The organism is Streptomyces sp. CB02058 (assembly GCF_001905505.1).
GTDB lineage: Bacteria > Actinomycetota > Actinomycetes > Streptomycetales > Streptomycetaceae > Streptomyces.
This window is the reverse complement of the sequence record NZ_LIPG01000001.1, coordinates 1,538,408-1,558,473: the sequence shown is the minus strand read 5'-3', so window position 1 is coordinate 1,558,473 and position 20,066 is coordinate 1,538,408. Positions and strand designations below refer to the sequence as shown.

The following is a 20,066-nucleotide window of genomic DNA, read 5'->3' as shown; positions in this document are numbered from 1 at the left end:
CCGCGGGTCGCCGCCGCCCGTACGGCCGGGGGCCCGCGGTGTCAGCCGGTGTGGTGGATCGTTCCCGTGAGCTCCGCCAGGGGGCGGCCCGTGCCGCCCCAGCGGTGCTGGATGATCTCGGCGGCGATGGACACCGCCGTCTCCTCCGGTGTACGGGCTCCGAGGTCGAGGCCCACCGGGGACGCCAGCCGGGCCAGGGCCGCCTCGTCCACCCCGGCCTCCCGCAGCCGGGCCGTCCGGTCGGCGTGGGTGCGCCGGCTGCCCATCACGCCGATGTACGCCGCCGGTGTGCGCAGCGCGGCGGCCAGCAGGGGTACGTCGAACTTCGGGTCGTGCGTCAGGACGCACACGACCGTGCGCGCGTCCACCTCGGTCGACTCCAGATAGGTGTGCGGCCAGGCGCAGACCACCTCGTCGGCCGTCGGGAAGCGCTCCCGGGTCGCGAAGGCGGGCCGGGCGTCGCAGACCGTCACCCGGTAGCCGAGGAAGGACCCGATCCGCGCGGTGGCGGCCGCGTGGTCGATGGCGCCGAAGACGAGCATGCGGGGCGCGGGGGCGTACGTCTGGACGAAGACGGTGACGTCCTGCATACGGCGCTCTCCGTGCGGGCCGTAGCCGATGCTGCCCGTGACCCCCTGGGCGAGCAGCCCGCGCGCGTCGTCGGTGACGGCGGCGTCGAGCCCTTCGTCGCCCAGGGAACCGCCGACCCGGTCGGCCAGGACCAGGCGCCCGGCGCCCGTCGGAGCGGCTCCGGACACCGTGGTGGCGAGCGCGACGGGCCTCCCGGCGCCGATGGTGCCGACGAGGTCCCGCAGGAGTGCCCGGTCGGCCGGGGCGGTGTACGGACGCACCAGGACGTCGATCGTGCCGCCGCAGGTCAGTCCCGCTCCGAAGGCCTCGTCGTCGCTGATGCCGTAGGTCCGCAGCTGCGGGAGGCCCGTTCCGATCGCCTCGGTGGCGACCTCGTACACATCGCTCTCCACGCATCCGCCGGAGACGCTGCCCGCCACCTGCCCGGTGGCGGTCACCGCCATCACGGCCCCGGGTGCGCGCGGCGCGCTGCCCCGTACGGCGACGACGGTGGCGAGGGCGAAGGGGGTACCGGCGGCGTCCCAGTCGCGCAGTTCCGACAGCAGTTCACGCACGCGTCCTCCCGGCTCGACGGGTCCTACCCCCGACGATGCCCCGGTGCCGGCGTGCGCACCACAGGAGGGTCAGCGCCGTTCGTACGCCGCGACGAGCTCGCTGGACCGCTTCACATCGGCGGCCATCGCCACGAGCAGGTCGTCGATCGAGTCGAACTTCAGCATGCCGCGCACATAGGCGAGGAAGTCCACGGCGACGTGCAGCCCGTACAGATCGAGGCCGACGCGGTCGATCGCGTACGCCTCGACGGTCCGCTCCGTGCCGTCGAACTGGGGGTTCGTGCCGACGGAGATCGCGGCGGGCATCGCCTCGCCGTCCACGGTCAGCCAGCCCGCGTAGACGCCGTCCGCGGGGATCGCGGTGTGCGGCAGGGTCTCCACGTTCGCCGTGGGGAAGCCGAGGTCGCGCCCGCGCTGCGCACCGCGCACCACGATGCCCTCGACGCGGTGCGGGCGGCCGAGGATCTCCGCGGCCCCCCGGACGTCGCCCTCGGCGATCAGCCGGCGGGTGAGGGTGGAGGAGAACGGCTCGCCGCCGCCCGCCTCACCGCTGACGTAGAGGTCGATGACCTCGACCTCGTAGTCGTACGTCGGACCGAGCTCGGCGAGGAACGTGACGTTGCCCGCGGCCCGGTGTCCGAAGCGGAAGTTGGGGCCCTCGATGACCACCCGCGCGTGCAGCTTGTCGACGAGGACCTTCACGATGAAGTCGGCGGGCGAGAGCTGCGAGAACTCGGCGGTGAACGGCAGGATCAGCACCGCGTCCACGCCCAGCTCCGCCATCAGCTCGGCGCGCCGCTGGTGCGGGGCGAGCAACGGCGGGTGCGTGCCGGGGCGCACGACCTCGCTGGGGTGCGGGTCGAAGGTGACGACGACGGAGGGAACGCCGAGCTCACGCGCCCGCTCGACGGCCCGGCCGATGATCAGCTGGTGTCCGCGGTGCACGCCGTCGTAGGAGCCGATGGTGACGACGCTGCGTCCCCAGCCCTCGGGGATGTCCTCCAAGCCACGCCAGCACTGCACTGTGACCGCTCCTCGCCCGAACCTGTGTACGTGTGTATGTCCATTACGCAGGTCTAAGACTGCCATGCTCACGTCCCGCGGCCTGCATCGGCACCGGCATCGCAGGTCGCGGCACGTCCAGGGCCTCGACCGTCCGCCGGGCGCCCGGCCCCACGACGGCGGCCCATTCCTGCGGGGCCTCGGCCAGCCACCGGGTGACGAGGGCGGCGAATCCGGGGATCTCCCGGGCGATGTCCACCAGGGCGCGGTCGAAGCGTCCGGCGCCCTCGGGTGTACGGACGAGCAGCATCCCGGTGCGGTGCACCAGAGCCCTGGTGCGGGCCTCGGGGCGGCGCCCGGACCCGGCCGCGGCGGCCCGCAGCAGGGCTTCGAGGACCTCGGGGTCCCGCCCGGTGTCCTGCTCGAACTCCAGCAGGACCTCGAGCAGCTCGGCCCGCAGCGGCCCCGACGCGGAACTGCCCGGCGCGGCCAGCACCCGGGCCAGCGCCGCGCGCACCGGAGGCGGCGCGGGACGGTCCCGCAGCAGCCCGGTCATCAGGGGCAGCAGCAGGGCACGGGCGGCGGGGCTGTGCTCCAGCCTGCGTTCCACATAGGCGGCGGTCCGGGCGCCGCCCCCGTCGCCGGGACGACTGTCGATGTACTGGCGTACGAGACCGGGGGCGTGCAGCGCCAGCGCGGGGGTGCCGAGCCCCGCGAGCTCGCGCAGTACGTCGTCGGCGGCCTCCCCGGGCAGCGACAGACGGGCCCGCAGCGCGGCCAGCACGGGCTCGGGGTGCTCGGGGAACACATCGGTCAGCAGGGACAGCGGCAGCCGGGGGTCCCCGGCGGCGAAGACGCGCAGGGCCTGCGGCAGATAGCGGCCCCCGGTCCCGGGATCGCGTACGAGGACGGTGAGCGCCTGCGCGTGCAGGGCGGTGTCGTCCGGGCGGGCCAGCAGCGTGAGCGCCGCGCCCCGCAGCAGGGCCCGGTCGGCGGGGGCGAGGGCGCGGCCGGTGGTGAGCGTGGCGTGGGCGGCTGCCGCGGCCCGGCGCGCGGGGCGCTCCTCGTCGCGGGCCCACCGGTCGACGGCCCGGCAGAACGCGGCCGGTTCCTCCTCGGCGAGGGCGGCGAGCAGCTCGACAGCACGGGGGTGGGAGGTGTCGACGAGCGCCTCGGTGAGGTCGTCGAGGGCCAGGTCACGGCGGGCGTACAGCAGCGCCTGGGCGGCTGCGGCCACGGTGAGCCGCCCCGGCGCGCCCTCCTGGGCGGGCAGGGGGCTCTCGTCGGTAAACCAGCGGCAGAGCAGCGGCTGCACGCTCCCGGGCCGGGCGGCGAGGCGCCGGGACACGGCGTCCAGATAGCGTTCGCCGCCGTCCGGGCGCGGGGCCGCGTCGGCGGGGAGGAGCCTGCGCAGGAGGTCGATCCGGTCGTCCTCGGGCAGCCGGACGCGGCGCCAGAACCAGGGGCCGAACTCACCGTAGGGACCGAGTGCCCCGGGGCGGCCGGCGGACGCGGAGAGGGACCGCCGGGTGATCCGCCCGGTGAGCACCCGCAGGACGCCGAGGCACGGCCGGGCGTCGGGCACCCTGAGCAGGCTCTCCCGCAGCAGGTGGGCCGCCCACCACGCGGCGTCGGAGTGCCGGGCTCCGGTGCCCGTGGCCGCGGAGAGCCGGTCCATCGCCTCGATGAGGTCGGCCATCCGGTGGGCCAGAGCGGCGGACCCCTGCCGCCGCTCCAGCAGCAGCATGGCCTGGATCACCGGGCCGATGCGATGGCGGGGTACCGGGAGGTTGCGGGGTTCGCCGGTGAACTCCTCCGGCGCGGCGTCCCCGGCCTCCTGCTGCGCCCCCTCGCCGTGCCAGCGGTGCACCAGGGAGTGCAGCGCGGCGTCCAGGTCCAGATGGGCTCCCTGGACCCAGTCGCCCAGCTCCTCGTGGGCGAAGCGGTATCCCGCGCCGGCCGGCACGAGGAGCCCTTCGGTGAGGACCGCCGAGGCCCATCCCGTGCGCCAGGGGAAGATCTCCTCGAAGGCCGCCCGGTCCAGCTCGCCCTGGCCGGGGCCGAGGCAGCGCCTGGCCGCCTCGTGGACCTGGCCCGCCACCTTCGCCGCCAGTCTGCGGACCGCCGTGCCCCGGAGCCGGGGCTCGGCCTGCGCCCCGATCCGGACCGCGATCCGGACGCAGCTGAGGTCGAGGTGCGCGGCGAAGACCTCCTCGGTGCCGGGCCTGCCGGGCACGTCGGGGGGCAGTGCCTCGCGCACCTCGGCGAGCAGGCGCAGGGTGAGGGGGTGCCGGTCGTGGCCGGGCGCGAGGGCGCCGGGAGGGATGCCGTAGCGCTCTGCGGCCCGTTCGGCCTGGTCGGCCGTGAGATCGCCGAGCCGGACGGCGGGCGGCAGCCCTCCGGCGGGCCGCTCAGGGCCGTGCAGGGCGTCCGGCGGGTAGAGCGCGCCCGCGGTCTCCCAGTGCTCGGGACGGCAGGCGACGACCATGCGCACGCCGTGGGCCCGGAGCCATCCGGCGCTCGCCCGCGTCCAGCCGGCGAGCCGGTGGGCCAGCAGGGGCGGCATCTCCTCGGGGCCGTCCACGACGACGAGCAGCGGGCTCCCGGACTCCGCGGCGAGGGCGGCCACCCGCTCGGGGGTCGCGGACGCCATGTCGCCCCGGGCCCCGGCGGCGGTGAGGATGCGCCCGGAGCGTTGCAGGGCCCGGACCATCGCGTCGGTGACCGAGGCGTCCTCGGCCAGCAGATCGGCTCCGCGCAGCCAGAGGGTGAGGGCGGGGACGGGCCCGCGGGCCCGGCGGGCGGCCAGGGCGGCCAGTTCGGTGGTGCGGCCGGTCCCGGGAGTGCCGACCAGCCCGAGCACGGGCCCGGTGCCGGTCTCGAAGGCGGTGAACTCCGCGCTGACGCGGGGGCGTTCGACGGCCTCCGTGGGGCAGGGGCGGCTGTCGGCGTGGCCGAGCGAGGTGGCGGTCAGCTGGAGCGCGCCCGCGAGGTTGAGGTCGCAGCCGTAACCGGGGACGCCGCTCGCGTTGCGCCGGAGCACCTCCGTCAGCGGCCCCGGGACGTCCTCACCGGACAGCGGGACCGCGAGCCCCGCGGCCTCGTGTCCGGCGCGCAGGGCGGTGGAGAGCACGCCCAGGACGGCTCCGGTGCGCGGGTCGGTGACGGGCCCTCCGACCGCTGCCCCGCCGGACCGCAGCGCGTCGCGCCCGTCCGTGCCCATGGCGAGCTCCAGCGCCCCGGGGACCTCGTGCTCGCGGCCGCCCTCGGTGTAGACCGCGGGGGTCGCCCCGAGCACCCGTGCCTCGCGCCAGCCGTGAGCGGCGATCCGCACATAGGTGCCGGTCACGATCTCTTCGCGCACGGCGATGGGGAGGGGCTCCACGCCGAGGACCTCGGGACCGCCGGTGCGCAGCAGGGCGAGGCCGAGAGCGGGCAGGGCGGTGATGTCGCCGTGGCCGACGGTGCAGCTGCGGCCGTCGGAGGCGTGCAGGGTCAGGGGCACGGAGCGTGCGACGGCCTGATGGCTGGTGACGACCGTGCCCCGGTCGTCCGCGACGAATCCGGTGCCCCGCGGCCGGCCGGCCTGATCACAGATTCTCACCAGTTTCGACCGGTCCCCGCTGCCCATGCTCCGACGGTAGATCCCGGGTGATCGCGACGCGAAGTCGAGGGAGCGAAAGCGCCCCCCTCACACCCCCCAGTCACTCCGAGCGCCCGTCCATTGGGGTGAATCGGAGGGTTCGGCTGGACAGGGATGGTCGCGGGAGGGGGATCGTGGAGCGGGCGCCGGGGGGACTGCCCGCTCCACGATGGAGCTCTCGGCGGACGAGGCCGGCCGGCGCGGAGGCCGAGAGGCACTCTCCGCAGCGGACACGTCCTGTCCTCGGACCTGACGCGTGCCCGGGGCCCTCGTCAGGCGAAGACGGCGAGGCTTCTGGCCTTGCCCTTCTGCTCCTCGACGAGCACCAGGAACGCCCCGTCGGGCCCGAAGACCCCGACCGGCCCCGGCGGATACGACGGCATGTCCAGCCGTACGCCGTTCAGCAGCAGCTTGGCGCGCTTCTCGTCCACGTCCCAGCGGGGGAACGCCGACGCGGCCGCCTCGGCGACCGGCATCACGGTGAGCTCCTCCTGGTGCTGGTCGAGGGTGCGCGCCGCGTCGAGACCGTACGGGCCGACGCGGGTGCGCCGCAGCGCCGTCAGGTGGCCGCCGACGCCGAGCCCGGCGCCGAGGTCGCGGGCCAGGGCGCGGATGTACGTACCCGAGGAGCACACGACCGAGACGACCAGGTCGACGACCGGGGTACCGTCCTCGGCGACCGCCTCACGGACGTCGTAGACCCGGAAGGACGAGATGGTCACCGGACGGGCCGGGATCTCGAACTCCTCGCCGCCGCGCACCCGGGCGTAGGACCGCTTGCCGTCGATCTTGATGGCGCTGACCTTGGACGGCACCTGCATGATCGCGCCGGTGAGGGCGGCCACCCCGGCGTCGATGCCCTCGCGGGTCACCCCCGAGGCGTCGGTGGACGAGGTGATCTCGCCCTCCGCGTCGTCGGTGACGGTGTCCTGGCCGAGCCGGATCGTCCCCAGGTACTCCTTCTCGGTCAGTGCGAGATGGCCGAGCAGCTTGGTCGCCCGCTCGACACCGAGCACCAGCACGCCGGTCGCCATGGGGTCCAGCGTGCCGGCGTGGCCGACCCGCCGGGTCCGGGCGATGCCGCGCATCTTCGCCACGACGTCGTGTGACGTGAAGCCGGACGGCTTGTCGACGATGACAAGTCCGTCCGGCGTCCTGTCCTGCTTGTTCTGCGTCATGCGGAAGGCGAGTCCTCGTCGTTCTCGTCGTTCTCGTCCTCCGGCTTGCGGTACGGGTCCGCGTCCCCGGCGTACTTCGCGCCTGAGGACGCCTCCCTGACCTTGGCGTCCGAGGCACGTGCCCGGTCGAGCAGGTCCTCGATCGCCTTGGCGTTGTCCGGGAGGGCGTCGGCCACGAAGGCCAGGGTCGGGGTGAACTTCGTCCCCGCCGCGGCGCCGACCGCCGAACGCAGGATGCCCTTGGCGCTCTCCAGGCCCGCGGCCGCGCTGGCCCGCTCCTCGTCGTCGCCGTAGACCGTGTAGAAGACCGTGGCCTCCCGCAGGTCGCCGGTGACCCGGGTGTCCGTGATGGTCACGTGCGTGCCCAGACGCGGGTCCTTGATGCCGCGCTGCAGTTTCTCGGCGACCACCACCTGGATGAGGTCCGCCAGCTTCTTCGCCCGCGCGTTGTCGGCCACTGGTCCGTCTCCTTCTTAGCCTTGCTCAATCGTCTTCGTCGCTGTGCAGCCGCCGTCGTACGGACAGCAGCTCCACCTCCGGCCGGCCCGCGATCATGCGTTCGCACCGGTCGAGTACGTCTGTGAGGTGCCCGGTGTCCCCGGAGACCACGGCAAGACCGATCTGGGCCCTGCGGTAGAGGTCCTGCCCGCCGGTCTCCGCGACGCTCACCGCGAACTTGCGGTGGAGCTCGGCGACGATCGGGCGGACGACGGAGCGTTTCTCCTTCAGCGACCGTACGTCGCCGAGGAGCAGATCGAAGGACAGAGTCCCCACATACATGTGTGTCCGGATGTCCCGCCGGTTCGGGGTCGCGCCCCGCCATCGCTTGGCGGGGACACCCAGAACCGTACACGGAACGGCCGGGGCCGATCGACGGAAATACGACCCGTCGACCGGCCCCGACCGTGGAGGTCAGCCCGGGGGTGACCCCCCGGGATTCCCCGTTGATCAGCCTCGCGGCTTCTCGCGCATCTCGTACGTCGCGATGACGTCGTCGATCTTGATGTCGTTGAAGTTTCCGAGGTTGATACCGCCCTCGAAGCCTTCGCGGATCTCGGTGACGTCGTCCTTGAAGCGACGCAGACCGGAGATGTTGAGGTTCTCCGCGATGACCTTGCCATCGCGCAGCAGGCGCGCCTTGGTGTTGCGCTTGACCTCGCCGGAGCGGACCAGCACACCGGCGATGTTGCCCAGCTTGGACGAGCGGAAGATCTCGCGGATCTCCGCCGTGCCGAGCTCGACCTCTTCGTACTCCGGCTTGAGCATGCCCTTGAGGGCCGCTTCGATCTCTTCGATCGCCTGGTAGATGACCGAGTAGTACCGGACGTCCACGCCTTCGCGCTCGGCCATCTGCTCGGCACGCCCTGCGGCGCGCACGTTGAAGCCGATCACGATGGCGTCGGAGCCGGTCGCCAGGTTGATGTCCGACTCGGTGACCGCACCCACACCGCGGTGCAGGACCCGGATGTCGACCTCTTCACCGACGTCGAGCTGGAGCAGCGAGGACTCGAGAGCCTCCACCGAACCGGACGCGTCGCCCTTGATGATGAGGTTGAGCTCCTGGACCAGACCGGCCTTGAGCGCCTCGTCCAGGTTCTCCAGGGAGAACCGGACACCCTTGCGGGCGAAGTTGGCGTTGCGCTCACGGGCGGCACGCTTCTCGGCGATCTGACGGGCCGTACGGTCCTCGTCGACCACCAGGAAGTTGTCGCCGGCACCCGGGACGTTGGTGAGACCCAGCACCAGGACGGGGGTCGAGGGACCCGCTTCCTGGACGTTGTTGCCGTTGTCGTCGAGCATCGCCCGCACACGGCCGTACGCGTCGCCGACGACCATCGTGTCGCCGATGCGCAGCGTTCCGCGCTGGACGAGGACGGTCGAGACGGCACCGCGGCCGCGGTCGAGGTGGGACTCGATCGCAATACCCTGCGCGTCCTGCTCCGGGTTGGCCCGCAGGTCGAGCGAGGCGTCGGCGGTGAGGACGACGGCCTCCAGCAGTGCCTCGATGTTGAGGCCCTGCTTGGCGGAGATGTCGACGAACATCGTGTCGCCGCCGTACTCCTCGGCCACCAGACCGAACTCGGTGAGCTGACCGCGCACCTTGGTCGGGTCGGCACCCTCGACGTCGATCTTGTTGACCGCGACCACGATCGGCACCTCGGCCGCCTTGGCGTGGTTCAGCGCCTCGATCGTCTGGGGCATCACACCGTCGTTCGCCGCCACCACGAGGATCGCGATGTCGGTGGACTTCGCACCACGGGCACGCATGGCGGTGAACGCCTCGTGACCCGGGGTGTCGATGAAGGTGATGCGGCGGTCCTCGCCGTTGACCTCGGAGGAGACCTGGTACGCACCGATGTGCTGCGTGATGCCGCCGGCCTCGCCCGCGACGACGTTCGTCTTGCGGATCGCGTCCAGCAGTCGGGTCTTACCGTGGTCGACGTGACCCATGACGGTCACGACCGGCGGACGGGAGACCAGGGCCTCTTCGCCGCCCTCGTCCTCGCCGAACTCGATGTCGAAGGACTCGAGCAGCTCGCGGTCCTCCTCCTCCGGGCTGACGATCTCCAGGACGTAGTTCATCTCCTCGGCGAGGAGCTTCAGCGTCTCGTCGGAGACCGACTGCGTGGCGGTGACCATCTCGCCGAGGTTCATCATCACGGCGACGAGCGACGCCGGGTTGGCGTTGATCTTCTCCGCGAAGTCGGTCAGGGACGCACCGCGCGACAGCCGGACAGCCTGCCCGTTGCCGCGAGGCAGCATGACGCCGCCCACCGACGGGGCCTGCATGGCCTCGTACTCCTGGCGCCTCTGACGCTTCGACTTGCGGCCACGACGCGCGGGACCACCGGGACGGCCGAACGCACCCTGTGTGCCACCACGGGCACCCGGGCCGCCGGGACGTCCACCGAAGCCGGGACGACCGCCGAAGCCGCCGCCACCACCGGGACGGCCTGCGCCGCCACCGCCACCGGGACCACCGGGACGGCCGGCGAAGCCGCCGCCGCCACCGCCGGGACCGGCCGGACGGCCTGCGAAGCCGCCGCCACCGGGACGACCGCCGCCACCGGGACGACCGCCGCCGCCACCGGGACCGCGGCCACCGCCGCCGGGGCCACCACCGGGACGCGGGCCGGCAGCGGGACGCTGCGGCATCATGCCCGGGTTCGGACGGTTACCCGAGGGGGCACCGCCCGGACGGGGAGCCTGCGGACGGGGCATGCCGCCCGGGGAGGGACGTGCGCCACCCTGGCCCTGGGGACGCGGGGCGCCGCCGGGACCACCCTGGGGGCGCGGGGCGCCGGGGCGCTCCTGACCGCCGCCGGGGCGCGGGGCACCGCCGGGACGGGGCGCCTGGGGGCGCGCCATGCCGGTGGAGCCGCCGGAGGTGAAGGGGTTGTTGCCCGGACGGGGACCGGCCGGACGTGCGCCGCCGGGGCGCGGTGCGCCCTGGCCCGCGGGACGTGCGGGACGGTCTCCGCCGCGCTCGCCGCCACGCTCGCCACCGCGGCCACCGTCACGCTGACCGCCGGCCGGAGCCGGACGGGCGGGGCGGGGACCCGGCGTGGCACCCGCGGGACGCGGGGCCTGGGGCGCGGACGGCTGCTGGGCCGGGGCCGGAGCCGAGAACTCCGCGGCGGGCACCGGGGTGACCGGGGCGGGCTTCGGCGCGGGCTTGGGGCCCGGACGGGGGCCGGCCGACGGCGCGGAGGGCGCCGCGGGGGCGCTGCTCGCCGGGGCCTCGGCAGCGGCCGGCTTGGGGGCCGGGGCGCCGGGCTTCGGGGCAGCAGGACGTGCCGCGGCGGCCGGAGACGGCGCCGCGGGCTTTGCGGGGGCGGCCTTACGAGGCGCGCCAGGCTTCGCAGCGGACTTGCCGGCGTTGCCGCCGGGCCCCTGCAGTGCGTCAGTCAATTTGCGTACAACCGGCGCCTCGATCGTCGAGGACGCCGAACGGACGAATTCACCGAGTTCTTGGAGCTTGGCCATGACGACCTTGCTCTCCACGCCGAACTCCTTGGCGAGTTCGTATACCCGGACCTTAGCCACTTCGCTCCTTTTAGGTCCGGGTTACCGCCGGACCGTCGCTACTTCATGGGCGTACTCATCGCGTACTCATCGAGTGCTCATCGCAATCTCGACCTACTTCCAACTCGCGAGGTACCTGACCGCACGGGGACCCGTGCCGTTCACTTTCTTACGGTGTCACCCGTTCGACGAACCGCTGCAGTGCGGCGGAATCGAACGGCCCCTTGGCCTTGAAGGCCCGGGGGAACGCCCGGCGGCGGACCGCCAGGTCGAGACATACAGAGGCGGGGTGAACATACGCACCCCGGCCGGGCAGCGTACCGCGTGGATCAGGGACAACTTCACCCTCGTCCACCACGATGCGCAGCAGCTCGCTCTTGGCCGCTCGCTCCCGGCATCCCACACAGGTTCGCTCGGGGCAAGCGCGGGCGTGCGTCCGGCCAGACACGTTTAAGTCTACCTCCCCGCACCGACCTCACCCCTTTGGGGCAAAAATCGAACGGATGTTGTCGTGATCTCAGCGGCATCCCGCCTCGATCTATTCCTTCGTACCCGGTCCTGGCCGCCCGAGCGGCCCGGACACGGGTCCGGTCAGCCGCGCTCGGACCGCTCCCGGGCGCGCTCGGCGCGCTCACGGTCGGCGATGTCGCGCTCGGCGTCGGTCTCGGTGTCCGGACGGATGTCGATGCGCCAGCCGGTGAGCCGGGCGGCCAGACGGGCGTTCTGCCCCTCCTTGCCGATCGCCAGCGACAGCTGGTAGTCCGGCACGGTCACCCGTGCGGAGCGCGTACCGAGGTCCACGACCTCGACCTTGCTCACCCGTGCGGGTGACAGCGCGTTGGCGACCATCTCGGCCGGGTCGTCCGACCAGTCCACGATGTCGATCTTCTCGCCGTGCAGCTCGGCCATGACGTTGCGCACACGGCTGCCCATCGGGCCGATACAGGCGCCCTTGGGGTTGAGCCCGGCGCGGGTGGAGCGCACGGCGATCTTGGTCCGGTGGCCGGCCTCGCGGGCGATGGCCTCGATGACGACCGAGCCGTCGGCGATCTCCGGGACCTCCAGCGCGAAGAGCTTCTTCACGAGGTTGGGGTGGGTGCGCGAGAGCGTCACGGAGGGGCCGCGGACGCCCTTGGCCACCCGGACGACGTAGGTGCGCAGCCGCAGGCCGTGGGTGTACTCCTCGCCCGGCACCTGCTCCTGCACGGGCAGGATGGCTTCCAGCTTGCCGATGTCGACCAGGACGTTCTTCGGGTCCTTGCCCTGCTGGACGAGGCCGGTGACGACGTCACCCTCGTGTCCGGCGTACTCGCCGAACGTGCGGTCGTCCTCGGCGTCGCGCAGGCGCTGCAGGATGACCTGCTTGGCGGTGGTCGCGGCGATACGGCCGAAGCCGGACGGGGTGTCGTCGAACTCCTTGGGCTCCTGGCCCTCCTCGAGGTCGGCCGCCTCCTCCTTCGCCCACACCGTGACATGGCCGTTGGCGTCCAGCTCGACGCGCGCACGGCGGTGGCTGCCCTCGGTGCGGTGGTACGCGATGAGGAGGGCCGACTCGATCGCCCCGACGAGCACGTCGAAGGGGATCTCCTTGTCCTGCGCCAAGCCCTTCAGAAGCTTCACATCGATGTCCACGGCTACGCCTCCTCTTCCTTCTTGTCCTTGCGGTTGAATTCGATCTCCACGCGCGCCTTGGCGATCTCGTCGAACGCGACACGGCGCGCCGTGGGCTTGCGGCCCTTGACGCCCGGCACTTCGAGATCGAGCCCCTCGTCGTCGACCCCGAGGATGCGGGCCACCAGCTCGCCGCCCTCGCTCAGGGTGAGCCTGGCCAGACGGCCGGTCGCGCGTACGTAGTGGCGGTGCTCGGTCAACGGGCGGTCGGCGCCCGGAGAGCTCACTTCGAGGACGTATTCGCCCTCGCCCATGGCGTCGGTCTCGTCCAGCGTCTCGGAGATCGTGCGGCTGAGCTCCGCACAGGTGTCGAGCTCCACGCCGTCCTCGGAATCCACGACGACCCGCAGCACCCGGCGGCGGCCCGCCCGGGACACCTCGATCTCCTCGAGGTCCAGCTCCTTGGCGCTGACGAGTGGCTCCAGCAGTCCGCGCAGCCTGTCGCTCTGGGTGGTGCTCATCCGGGTGACTCCTCGGCCGCGTGTGCTGTTGTGGGGATCGTCGCGTGTCAGGTCAAAGGGTATCCGGTCCGCAGGGGTGTTGCCGTCCGCCTCCCGCCCGGCCGCGGGTACGCTCAGCTCCGGCGATCACTTCAGGTCAGAAACTGTCAAAAACCAGGCTGAAGGAGACAAGTGCGCCGCACGGGGACGACGCGCAGGAGTGCGCTCACCGCCACGGGAGCATTCGGCCTGGCCGCGGTACTCACAGGCTGCGGGGGCGACGGACCGGCCCCGGGGCGTGACTCCGGGGGCGCGGACGCCCGGACGGCCTCGCTGGGCGGGAGCACGGCGCTGAGGGCGGCAGCCGCCCGTGCCAGCGTCTCGCTGCTCTCCCGCTACGAACAGGCCGCGGCCGCCCACCCCGTGACGGAGCCCGGGATCGCGCCCCTGCGGGCCACCGTCCAGGAGCACCTGGCGGCGCTCGGGGGGCCCGCGGCGAAGGGCGGCTCGCCCTCCCCCGCCGTGCCCTCCCCCGCCTCACCGGCCCCCGCCGCCGACGCGAAGGCGGCGCTCAAGGAGCTGGCGGCCGAGGAGCGCCAGGTGGCCGACGCCCGCGCCGCCGCCCTGCTGACGGCCGAACCCGAGCTGGCCAGGCTGCTGGCCTCCCTCGCCGCGGCCGGCGCGGCCCACGCGTATCTGCTGACCGAACTGGCCAAGGAGATCCCGGCATGACGGGCAGGGCACAGGAGTCCGACGCCGAGGGCACCGCGGGGACACTGCGCGCCGCGCAGGCGGCGCTCGCCGCCGAGCACGCGGCCGTGTACGGCTACGGCACGCTCGGCGGCCGGCTGGAGGGCGGCCGCCGCCGCGACGCGACGGCCGCGTCCGACGCCCACCGCGCCCGGCGCGACGCGCTGGCGCGGACGGTGCGTGACCTGGGCGGTACGCCCGTGGCCGCGCACCCGGCGTACGCTCTGCCCTTCGCCGTGCACGACCCGGCGACCGCTCTGCGGCTCGCCGCCGTGCTGGAGGACCGGGTCGCGGGCGTGTACTCCGACCTCGTACGGGCCGCCCGGGGGCCGCTGCGGCAGGATGCCGCGGGCGCGCTCCGGGAGGCCGCGGTGCGCGCGGTCCGCTGGCGCGGCACCGGCGTAGCCTTTCCTGGGCTCACCGAGAGGGCCGCTCCGCCGGAGAACACGGCGGAGGCAGGCGCCACGGGTGTCACGCACTGAGGAAGCTCTGAAAGGGAACAAGGCACGTATGGGTTTCGAACCGCCGCAGCGTCTGGTGCGAGCGCTCGGCGAGACGTACGGGGAAGCTGCCGCCGCCGAATGGCTGGGCCGGCTCCCCGCACTCACCGGCGAAGCGCTGTCCGCAGTGGACCACGGGGTCACCCTCGACCGGGTGGCCGCTCCCGGCGGGCGCAGCAGCCTCGTGCTGCTGGTGCACCGGGCGGACGGCACGCCCGCGGTGCTGAAGATCGCTCCTCCCGGGGCCGCGCCCGGACTGGAGCGGGCGGCGCTCGCGCACTGGAACGGCTGGGGCGCCGTCGAGCTCCTGGCCGTCCCGGACGCCCCGGTGCCCGCCGACGCGCTGCTGCTGGAACGGCTGCACCAGGAGGTGTCGCTGCGCTCCCTCCCCGAGGCGAAGGCGCTCCTGGAGGCGGCGGGCACGGTACGGCGGCTGTGGGTCGATCCGCCGGCCGGGCACGCCTTCGAGACGGTCGAGGAGCGCACCGGACGGCAGCTGGAGCCGATGCGGGCCGCCGCTGTGCGGGACCCCGCGCTCGAACCGCTGGTCTCGGCGGCCCTCGCCGCCCGCGAGGAGCTCGTCGCCACCTCCCCCGAACTCTTCCTGCTGCACGGCAACTTCCGGCAGAGCAAGGTGCTGTCGGGCGAGCGCGCCCCATGGCTGGCGGTCGGTCCCGAGCCGCTGACCGGCGAGCGGGCGTACGACCTGGCGCGGCTGGTGCGGGACCGGGTCGAGGACCTGATCGCCTCGCCCGGAGGGGCCGCGACGGCCCGCCGCCGGATCAAGAAGCTGGCCGACTCGCTGGAGGTGGACCAGGCGCGGCTGCGCGGCTGGACGCTGTTCCGGGCCGTCGAGTCCGGCACGCGCGCGCTGTCGGTGGGACGTACGCAGGACGGCGAACTGTCGCTGGAGTTCGCGGGCTGGCTCTAGGGATCCCGTTCGGATCGTCCCGGGCCCGCGCGTGCCGCACGCCGATCCGGCCCGATCCGAACGGCTTCACCCGTACGCGAAGGGCCCCGCGCGGCTGCGCGGGGCCCTTCGCATACGGTCCGGCGGGGGTCAGCCCTGCTCGGTGAGACGGGCGATGGCCTCGTCGACGGTGAGCTCCTCGCGCTCGCCCGTGCGGCGGTCCTTCAGCTCCAGGACGCCCTCGGCCGAACGGCGGCCGGCGACCAGGATCTTCGGGACGCCGATGAGCTCGGAGTCGGTGAACTTGACGCCGGGCGAGACGCCCGCGCGGTCGTCGACCAGGACCCGCAGGCCCGCCGCGTTCAGCTTCTCGGAGACCTCGAGCGCCAGCTCGGTCTGGAGCGCCTTGCCCGCCGCGACGACGTGCACATCGGCCGGGGCGATCTCGCGGGGCCAGCACAGGCCCTTGTCGTCGGCGGTCTGCTCGGCGAGGGCGGCCACCGCGCGGGAGACGCCGATGCCGTACGAGCCCATCGTGACGCGGACGGGCTTGCCCTGCTGGCCGAGGACGTCCAGGGAGAAGATGTCGGCGTACTTGCGGCCGAGCTGGAAGATGTGGCCGATCTCGATGGCCCGGTCCACCTGGAGGCCGGTGCCGCACTTGGGGCAGGGGTCGCCCGCCTCGACGACGACGACGTCGAGGTGGTCGTCGACCTCGAAGTCGCGGCCCGCGACGACGTTCTTCGCGTGCTTGCCCTCCTTGTTGGCACCGGTGATCCACGCGGTGCCCGCGGCGACGCGGGGGTCGGCGATGTAGCGGACCTTCTCCAGGCCCTGCGGGCCGACGTAACCGCGTACGAGGTCGGGGCGGCCCACGAAGTCCTCGGCGGTGACGAGCTCGACGACCGCGGGGGCGAGGTGCTCGCCGAGCTTGCCGAGGTCGACCTCGCGGTCGCCGGGCACGCCCACGGCCACGATCTCGCCGTCGACCTTGACCAGCAGGTTCTTCAGCGTGGCGGAGGCCTCGACGCCGAGGTGCGCGGCGAGGGACTCGATCGTCGGGGTGTCGGGGGTGTCCAGCTCCTCGACGGCGGCAACCCCGGAGGCGTCGGCGACGGTCGTGACCTTGTACGTCACGGCTTCCGTGTTGGCGGCGTAGTCGCAGTTCGGGCAGTCGACGAAGGTGTCCTCACCGGCGGGCGCGGGGGCGAGGAACTCCTCGGAGGCGGAGCCGCCCATGGCGCCGGAGACGGCGGAGACGATGCGGTGGTCGAGGCCGAGGCGCTCGAAGATCCGGATGTAGGCGGCGCGGTGCAGCTGGTACGCCTCGGCCAGGCCCTCGTCGGTGGTGTCGAAGGAGTACGAGTCCTTCATCTGGAACTCGCGGCCACGCAGCACTCCGGCGCGGGGGCGGGCCTCGTCGCGGTACTTGGTCTGGATCTGGTAGAGGATCACGGGCAGGTCCTTGTAGGACGAGCACATGTCCTTGACGACCTGGGTGAAGATCTCCTCGTGGGTGGGGCCGAGGAGGTAGTCGGCGCCCTTGCGGTCCTTGAGGCGGAAGAGCAGGTCGCCGTACTCGTCGTACCGGCCGCTCGCCTCGTACGCCTCCTTGGGCAGGAGCGCGGGGAGCAGGACCTCCTGGCCGCCGATGGCGTCCATCTCCTCGCGGACGACGCGGGTGATGTTCTCCAGGACCTTCTTGCCGAGCGGCAGCCAGGACCAGATGCCGGCCGCGGTGCGGCGTACGTAACCGGCGCGGACGAGGAGCTTGTGGTTGAGCGTCTCGGCGTCCGCCGGGTCGTCGCGCAGTGTCTTGATCATCAATCGGGACATGCGCTGGACCTGGGCCATGATGAACTCCTGCTCGGAAGGGTGGTGAGCCCGAGGTTAGCCGGGCGCCCCGCGCGGGCGGAAATCCGATTCGTCAGCCGCGCAGCAGCGGGAGGTGCGCGCCCATGACCGCGTACGGCTTGGGGGCGCTGGGGAACAGCACCTGCCGGGCGAGGTCCCGGTAGCCGAGGGCGCGGTAGAGGCCCCGGGCGGGGCTCTCGGTGTCGATCGCGGAGAGGATGGAACGCGGCTGGTCGACGGCGTCCGTGATGGTCGTGATGAGGCAGCGGCCGATGCCGCGCTGCTGGAACTCCGGGTGGACGTGGAGCTCGGTGATCACGAACGAGTCGTCGAGCCATGGGTCGGACCCGGTGGCGCGCAGATAGGGCTCGACGACGGTGGACCACCAGTGCGTACGGCTGTTCGGCAGCCCGTAGACGAATCCGGCGAGCCGTCCGTCGGCGGCGACGGCGCCGAGGGCGCGGGCCTGCGGGTGGTCGAGGTGCCGGAGCACGATATGGCGGCGTACGTCGATCTCGTCCTGGCTGAGACCGAAGGCGAGGGCCTGTACGGCGAGCGCCTCGTCGACGTGGGCGGCGAGGTCGAGCGGTCCGACCACGATGTCGGGGGTCCCGGAGCCCCACGGGGACGCGGGCGTTGCTGCTGCCATGCGGGAACCCTACTGGCCGTGCCGTCCGGTCAGAACAGCACGCTCATGAACGCGCCCGTCTCGCGGAAGCCGACGCGGCTGTAGGCCCTGCGCGCGGCGGTGTTGTAGTCGTTCACGTAGAGGCTGACGACCGGTGCGACGTCCTGGAGTGCGTACCGCAGGACGGCCGCCATGCCGGTCTCGGAGAGGCCGCGGCCCCGGGCCTCGGGGGCGACCCAGACGCCCTGGATCTGGCAGGCGCGGGGGGTGGCGGCGCCGATCTCCGCCTTGAAGAGGACCTTGCCGTTCTCTATGCGGGCGAAGGAGCGGCCGGTGCCGATGAGTTCGGCGACGCGCGCCTGGTAGAGCAGCCCGCCGTCGCCGGCCAGCGGGGAGATGCCGACCTCCTCGGTGAACATGGACACGCAGGCGGGCATGAGGACGTCCATCTCGTCCTTGCGGACCCTGCGCACGAGCGGGTCGGGCGCCACCTCGGCGGAGGGGGCCTCGGTGACCATGAGCGGCTGGTTGGGCCGGACCTCGCGGGCGGGGCCCCAGCTCGGTTCGAGCAGGCGCCACAGCTGGGCGGTGGGGCCCGCGGGGCCGACGATCGAGGAGCAGCGGCGGCCGGCCCTGCGGGCGCGGTCGGCGAAGGCCCTGACGGCCTCGGGGGTGGCGCAGATGGGCACGAGATTGGCGCCGGAGTAGCAGAGCGAGCGCAGTCGGCCGTCGGCGTACCAGCCCCACATCTCGCCGCCGAGGCGCCAGGGATCGAGTCCTGCGACCTGCACGCGGGAGGTCACGAACGCGTTGTCCACGGGTTCGCTCTCGAGGATGGCGAGCGCGGCGGGGAGCTCGCCGGGGTCGAGGACCCGGGTAGTGGTCTGCATCAACACTGGGGCCTCACCAAACGGTCTACTGGTTTCCGCACTGTACCCAAGAAGGCTGTGGGGTGCCCCTCGCACGGGGGAAGGAGGGCCGCCGCGGACACAGCTGTGCCCCGCAGGACGGGCCTGCGGGGCACTGTGGGCCGTGTGGGCCCGGGGTTCGTCCGCGGGTGCTCAGCCCGCGATGGAGACCTGGGGCTCGCCCGAGGGGATGCCGTCCTTCTCCATCTGCTCCGCGATCTTCATCGCTTCCTCGATGAGGGTCTCCACGATCTTCGACTCGGGGACGGTCTTGATGACCTCGCCCTTCACGAAGATCTGTCCCTTGCCGTTGCCCGAGGCGACGCCGAGGTCGGCCTCACGGGCCTCGCCGGGGCCGTTCACGACGCAGCCCATGACCGCGACGCGCAGCGGGACCTCCATGCCTTCGAGACCGGCGCTGACCTGGTCCGCGAGCTTGTAGACGTCCACCTGCGCACGCCCGCAGGACGGGCAGGACACGATCTCCAGGCGGCGCTGCTTCAGATTCAGCGCCTCCAGGATCTGCAGGCCGACCTTGACCTCCTCCGCCGGAGGGGCCGACAGCGAGACACGGATCGTGTCCCCGATGCCCTCCGAGAGCAGCGCGCCGAACGCCACCGCGGACTTGATCGTGCCCTGGAACGCCGGACCCGCCTCCGTCACACCCAGGTGCAGGGGGTAGTCCGACTGCGCGGCCAGCTGACGGTAGGCGTTCACCATCACGACCGGGTCGTTGTGCTTCACCGAGATCTTGATGTCCCGGAAGCCGTGCTCCTCGAACAGCGACGCCTCCCACAGCGCCGACTCCACGAGCGCCTCCGGCGTCGCCTTGCCGTACTTCTTCAGCAGCCGCGCGTCCAGCGAGCCCGCGTTGACACCGATCCGGATCGGCGTGCCCGCGTCGCCCGCGGCCTTCGCGATCTCCTTGACCTTGTCGTCGAACTGCTTGATGTTGCCCGGGTTCACCCGGACCGCCGCACAGCCCGCGTCGATCGCCGCGAAGACGTACTTCGGCTGGAAGTGGATGTCCGCGATCACCGGGATCTGCGACTTCCGCGCGATCGTCGCCAGCGCGTCCGCGTCGTCCTGCGTCGGGCACGCCACCCGCACGATCTGACAGCCCGACGCCGTCAGCTCCGCGATCTGCTGCAACGTCGCACCGATGTCCGACGTACGCGTGGTGGTCATCGACTGCACCGACACCGGCGCGTCCCCGCCGACCGCCACGGTGCCGACCTGGATCTGACGGCTGACTCGTCGTTCGGCGAGCTTGGTCGGAACGGCAGGCATTCCGAGAGAAATCGCAGTCATGCGCTGAGCATCCCCAAGGTGTGGATCAGTGTGGATCGAGGTACCGAGAACGGCGGACTCCAGGCTTCGAGGTTACGGCACCGAAGCCGGACGGGACGCA

The 20,066-nt window shown here is 72.9% G+C and carries 17 protein-coding genes; 3 read left to right on the top strand and 14 right to left on the bottom strand.

Going from position 1 to position 20,066, the window contains the following annotated elements:
• Nucleotides 1-41: 41 nt before the first annotated feature.
• From AMK10_RS07165 to rimP, 10 genes are all read right to left on the bottom strand, one after another.
• Nucleotides 42-1,145 carry an XdhC family protein gene (locus tag AMK10_RS07165; protein ID WP_073745838.1) on the bottom strand — a complete coding sequence of 368 codons (1,104 nt, stop codon included), beginning with the start codon at nucleotides 1,143-1,145 and terminating at the stop codon, nucleotides 42-44.
• Nucleotides 1,146-1,214: 69 nt separating this feature from the next.
• The gene (locus AMK10_RS07160; RefSeq protein ID WP_073745836.1) at nucleotides 1,215-2,168 is read right to left on the bottom strand and encodes a bifunctional riboflavin kinase/FAD synthetase; all 954 of its coding nucleotides are present in this window, start codon (nucleotides 2,166-2,168) and stop codon (nucleotides 1,215-1,217) included.
• A gap of 43 nt (nucleotides 2,169-2,211) precedes the next feature.
• Entirely contained in the window at nucleotides 2,212-5,778 is a 3,567-nt protein-coding gene (locus AMK10_RS07155) for a trypsin-like peptidase domain-containing protein (RefSeq protein WP_073745835.1), read from the bottom strand.
• A gap of 284 nt (nucleotides 5,779-6,062) precedes the next feature.
• Entirely contained in the window at nucleotides 6,063-6,968 is a 906-nt protein-coding gene (gene truB / locus AMK10_RS07150; protein ID WP_073745834.1) for a tRNA pseudouridine(55) synthase TruB, read from the bottom strand.
• Nucleotides 6,965-7,426: a 30S ribosome-binding factor RbfA gene (gene rbfA / locus AMK10_RS07145; RefSeq protein WP_073745833.1), complete on the bottom strand. Its 462-nt coding sequence runs from the start codon at nucleotides 7,424-7,426 to the stop codon at nucleotides 6,965-6,967. The genes truB and rbfA overlap by 4 nt, the downstream gene beginning before the upstream one ends.
• A gap of 25 nt (nucleotides 7,427-7,451) precedes the next feature.
• Nucleotides 7,452-7,748 carry a DUF503 domain-containing protein gene (locus AMK10_RS07140; protein WP_073745832.1) on the bottom strand — a complete coding sequence of 99 codons (297 nt, stop codon included), beginning with the start codon at nucleotides 7,746-7,748 and terminating at the stop codon, nucleotides 7,452-7,454.
• A 168-nt stretch (nucleotides 7,749-7,916) separates the two neighbouring features.
• A complete protein-coding gene (infB, locus tag AMK10_RS07135) occupies nucleotides 7,917-11,015 on the bottom strand; it encodes a translation initiation factor IF-2 (RefSeq protein WP_073745831.1) in 3,099 nt (1,032 codons plus the stop codon).
• A 148-nt stretch (nucleotides 11,016-11,163) separates the two neighbouring features.
• Nucleotides 11,164-11,442, bottom strand: a complete 279-nt coding sequence (locus AMK10_RS07130; RefSeq protein WP_014153747.1) for a YlxR family protein — start codon at nucleotides 11,440-11,442, stop codon at nucleotides 11,164-11,166.
• A 143-nt stretch (nucleotides 11,443-11,585) separates the two neighbouring features.
• The gene (gene nusA, locus AMK10_RS07125; protein ID WP_073745830.1) at nucleotides 11,586-12,626 is read right to left on the bottom strand and encodes a transcription termination factor NusA; all 1,041 of its coding nucleotides are present in this window, start codon (nucleotides 12,624-12,626) and stop codon (nucleotides 11,586-11,588) included.
• 2 nt (nucleotides 12,627-12,628) lie between these two features.
• Nucleotides 12,629-13,126 (bottom strand): ribosome maturation factor RimP, encoded by a 498-nt coding sequence (rimP, locus tag AMK10_RS07120; RefSeq protein ID WP_073745829.1) that lies wholly within the window; start codon nucleotides 13,124-13,126, stop codon nucleotides 12,629-12,631.
• Between the two features lie 171 nt (nucleotides 13,127-13,297).
• Between rimP and AMK10_RS07115 the strand changes: the two genes are divergently transcribed.
• The 3 genes from AMK10_RS07115 to AMK10_RS07105 are packed head-to-tail and all read left to right on the top strand — an operon-like array spanning nucleotide 13,298 to nucleotide 15,286.
• The gene (locus tag AMK10_RS07115; RefSeq protein ID WP_073745828.1) at nucleotides 13,298-13,837 is read left to right on the top strand and encodes a hypothetical protein; all 540 of its coding nucleotides are present in this window, start codon (nucleotides 13,298-13,300) and stop codon (nucleotides 13,835-13,837) included.
• Nucleotides 13,834-14,337, top strand: a complete 504-nt coding sequence (locus AMK10_RS07110; RefSeq protein ID WP_073745827.1) for a ferritin-like domain-containing protein — start codon at nucleotides 13,834-13,836, stop codon at nucleotides 14,335-14,337. The genes AMK10_RS07115 and AMK10_RS07110 overlap by 4 nt, the downstream gene beginning before the upstream one ends.
• Before the next feature lie 28 nt (nucleotides 14,338-14,365).
• The gene (locus AMK10_RS07105) at nucleotides 14,366-15,286 is read left to right on the top strand and encodes an aminoglycoside phosphotransferase family protein (RefSeq protein ID WP_073745826.1); all 921 of its coding nucleotides are present in this window, start codon (nucleotides 14,366-14,368) and stop codon (nucleotides 15,284-15,286) included.
• 129 nt (nucleotides 15,287-15,415) lie between these two features.
• Here the strand turns inward: AMK10_RS07105 and AMK10_RS07100 are convergent, their stop codons facing one another.
• From AMK10_RS07100 to ispG, 4 genes are all read right to left on the bottom strand, one after another.
• The gene (locus tag AMK10_RS07100) at nucleotides 15,416-17,119 is read right to left on the bottom strand and encodes a proline--tRNA ligase (protein WP_073745825.1); all 1,704 of its coding nucleotides are present in this window, start codon (nucleotides 17,117-17,119) and stop codon (nucleotides 15,416-15,418) included.
• Nucleotides 17,120-17,192: 73 nt separating this feature from the next.
• A complete protein-coding gene (locus tag AMK10_RS07095) occupies nucleotides 17,193-17,768 on the bottom strand; it encodes a GNAT family N-acetyltransferase (protein WP_073745824.1) in 576 nt (191 codons plus the stop codon).
• A gap of 29 nt (nucleotides 17,769-17,797) precedes the next feature.
• Entirely contained in the window at nucleotides 17,798-18,643 is an 846-nt protein-coding gene (locus tag AMK10_RS07090; protein ID WP_198959637.1) for a GNAT family N-acetyltransferase, read from the bottom strand.
• A 165-nt stretch (nucleotides 18,644-18,808) separates the two neighbouring features.
• Nucleotides 18,809-19,966 carry a flavodoxin-dependent (E)-4-hydroxy-3-methylbut-2-enyl-diphosphate synthase gene (gene ispG, locus AMK10_RS07085; protein WP_073745822.1) on the bottom strand — a complete coding sequence of 386 codons (1,158 nt, stop codon included), beginning with the start codon at nucleotides 19,964-19,966 and terminating at the stop codon, nucleotides 18,809-18,811.
• Nucleotides 19,967-20,066: the final 100 nt, after the last annotated feature.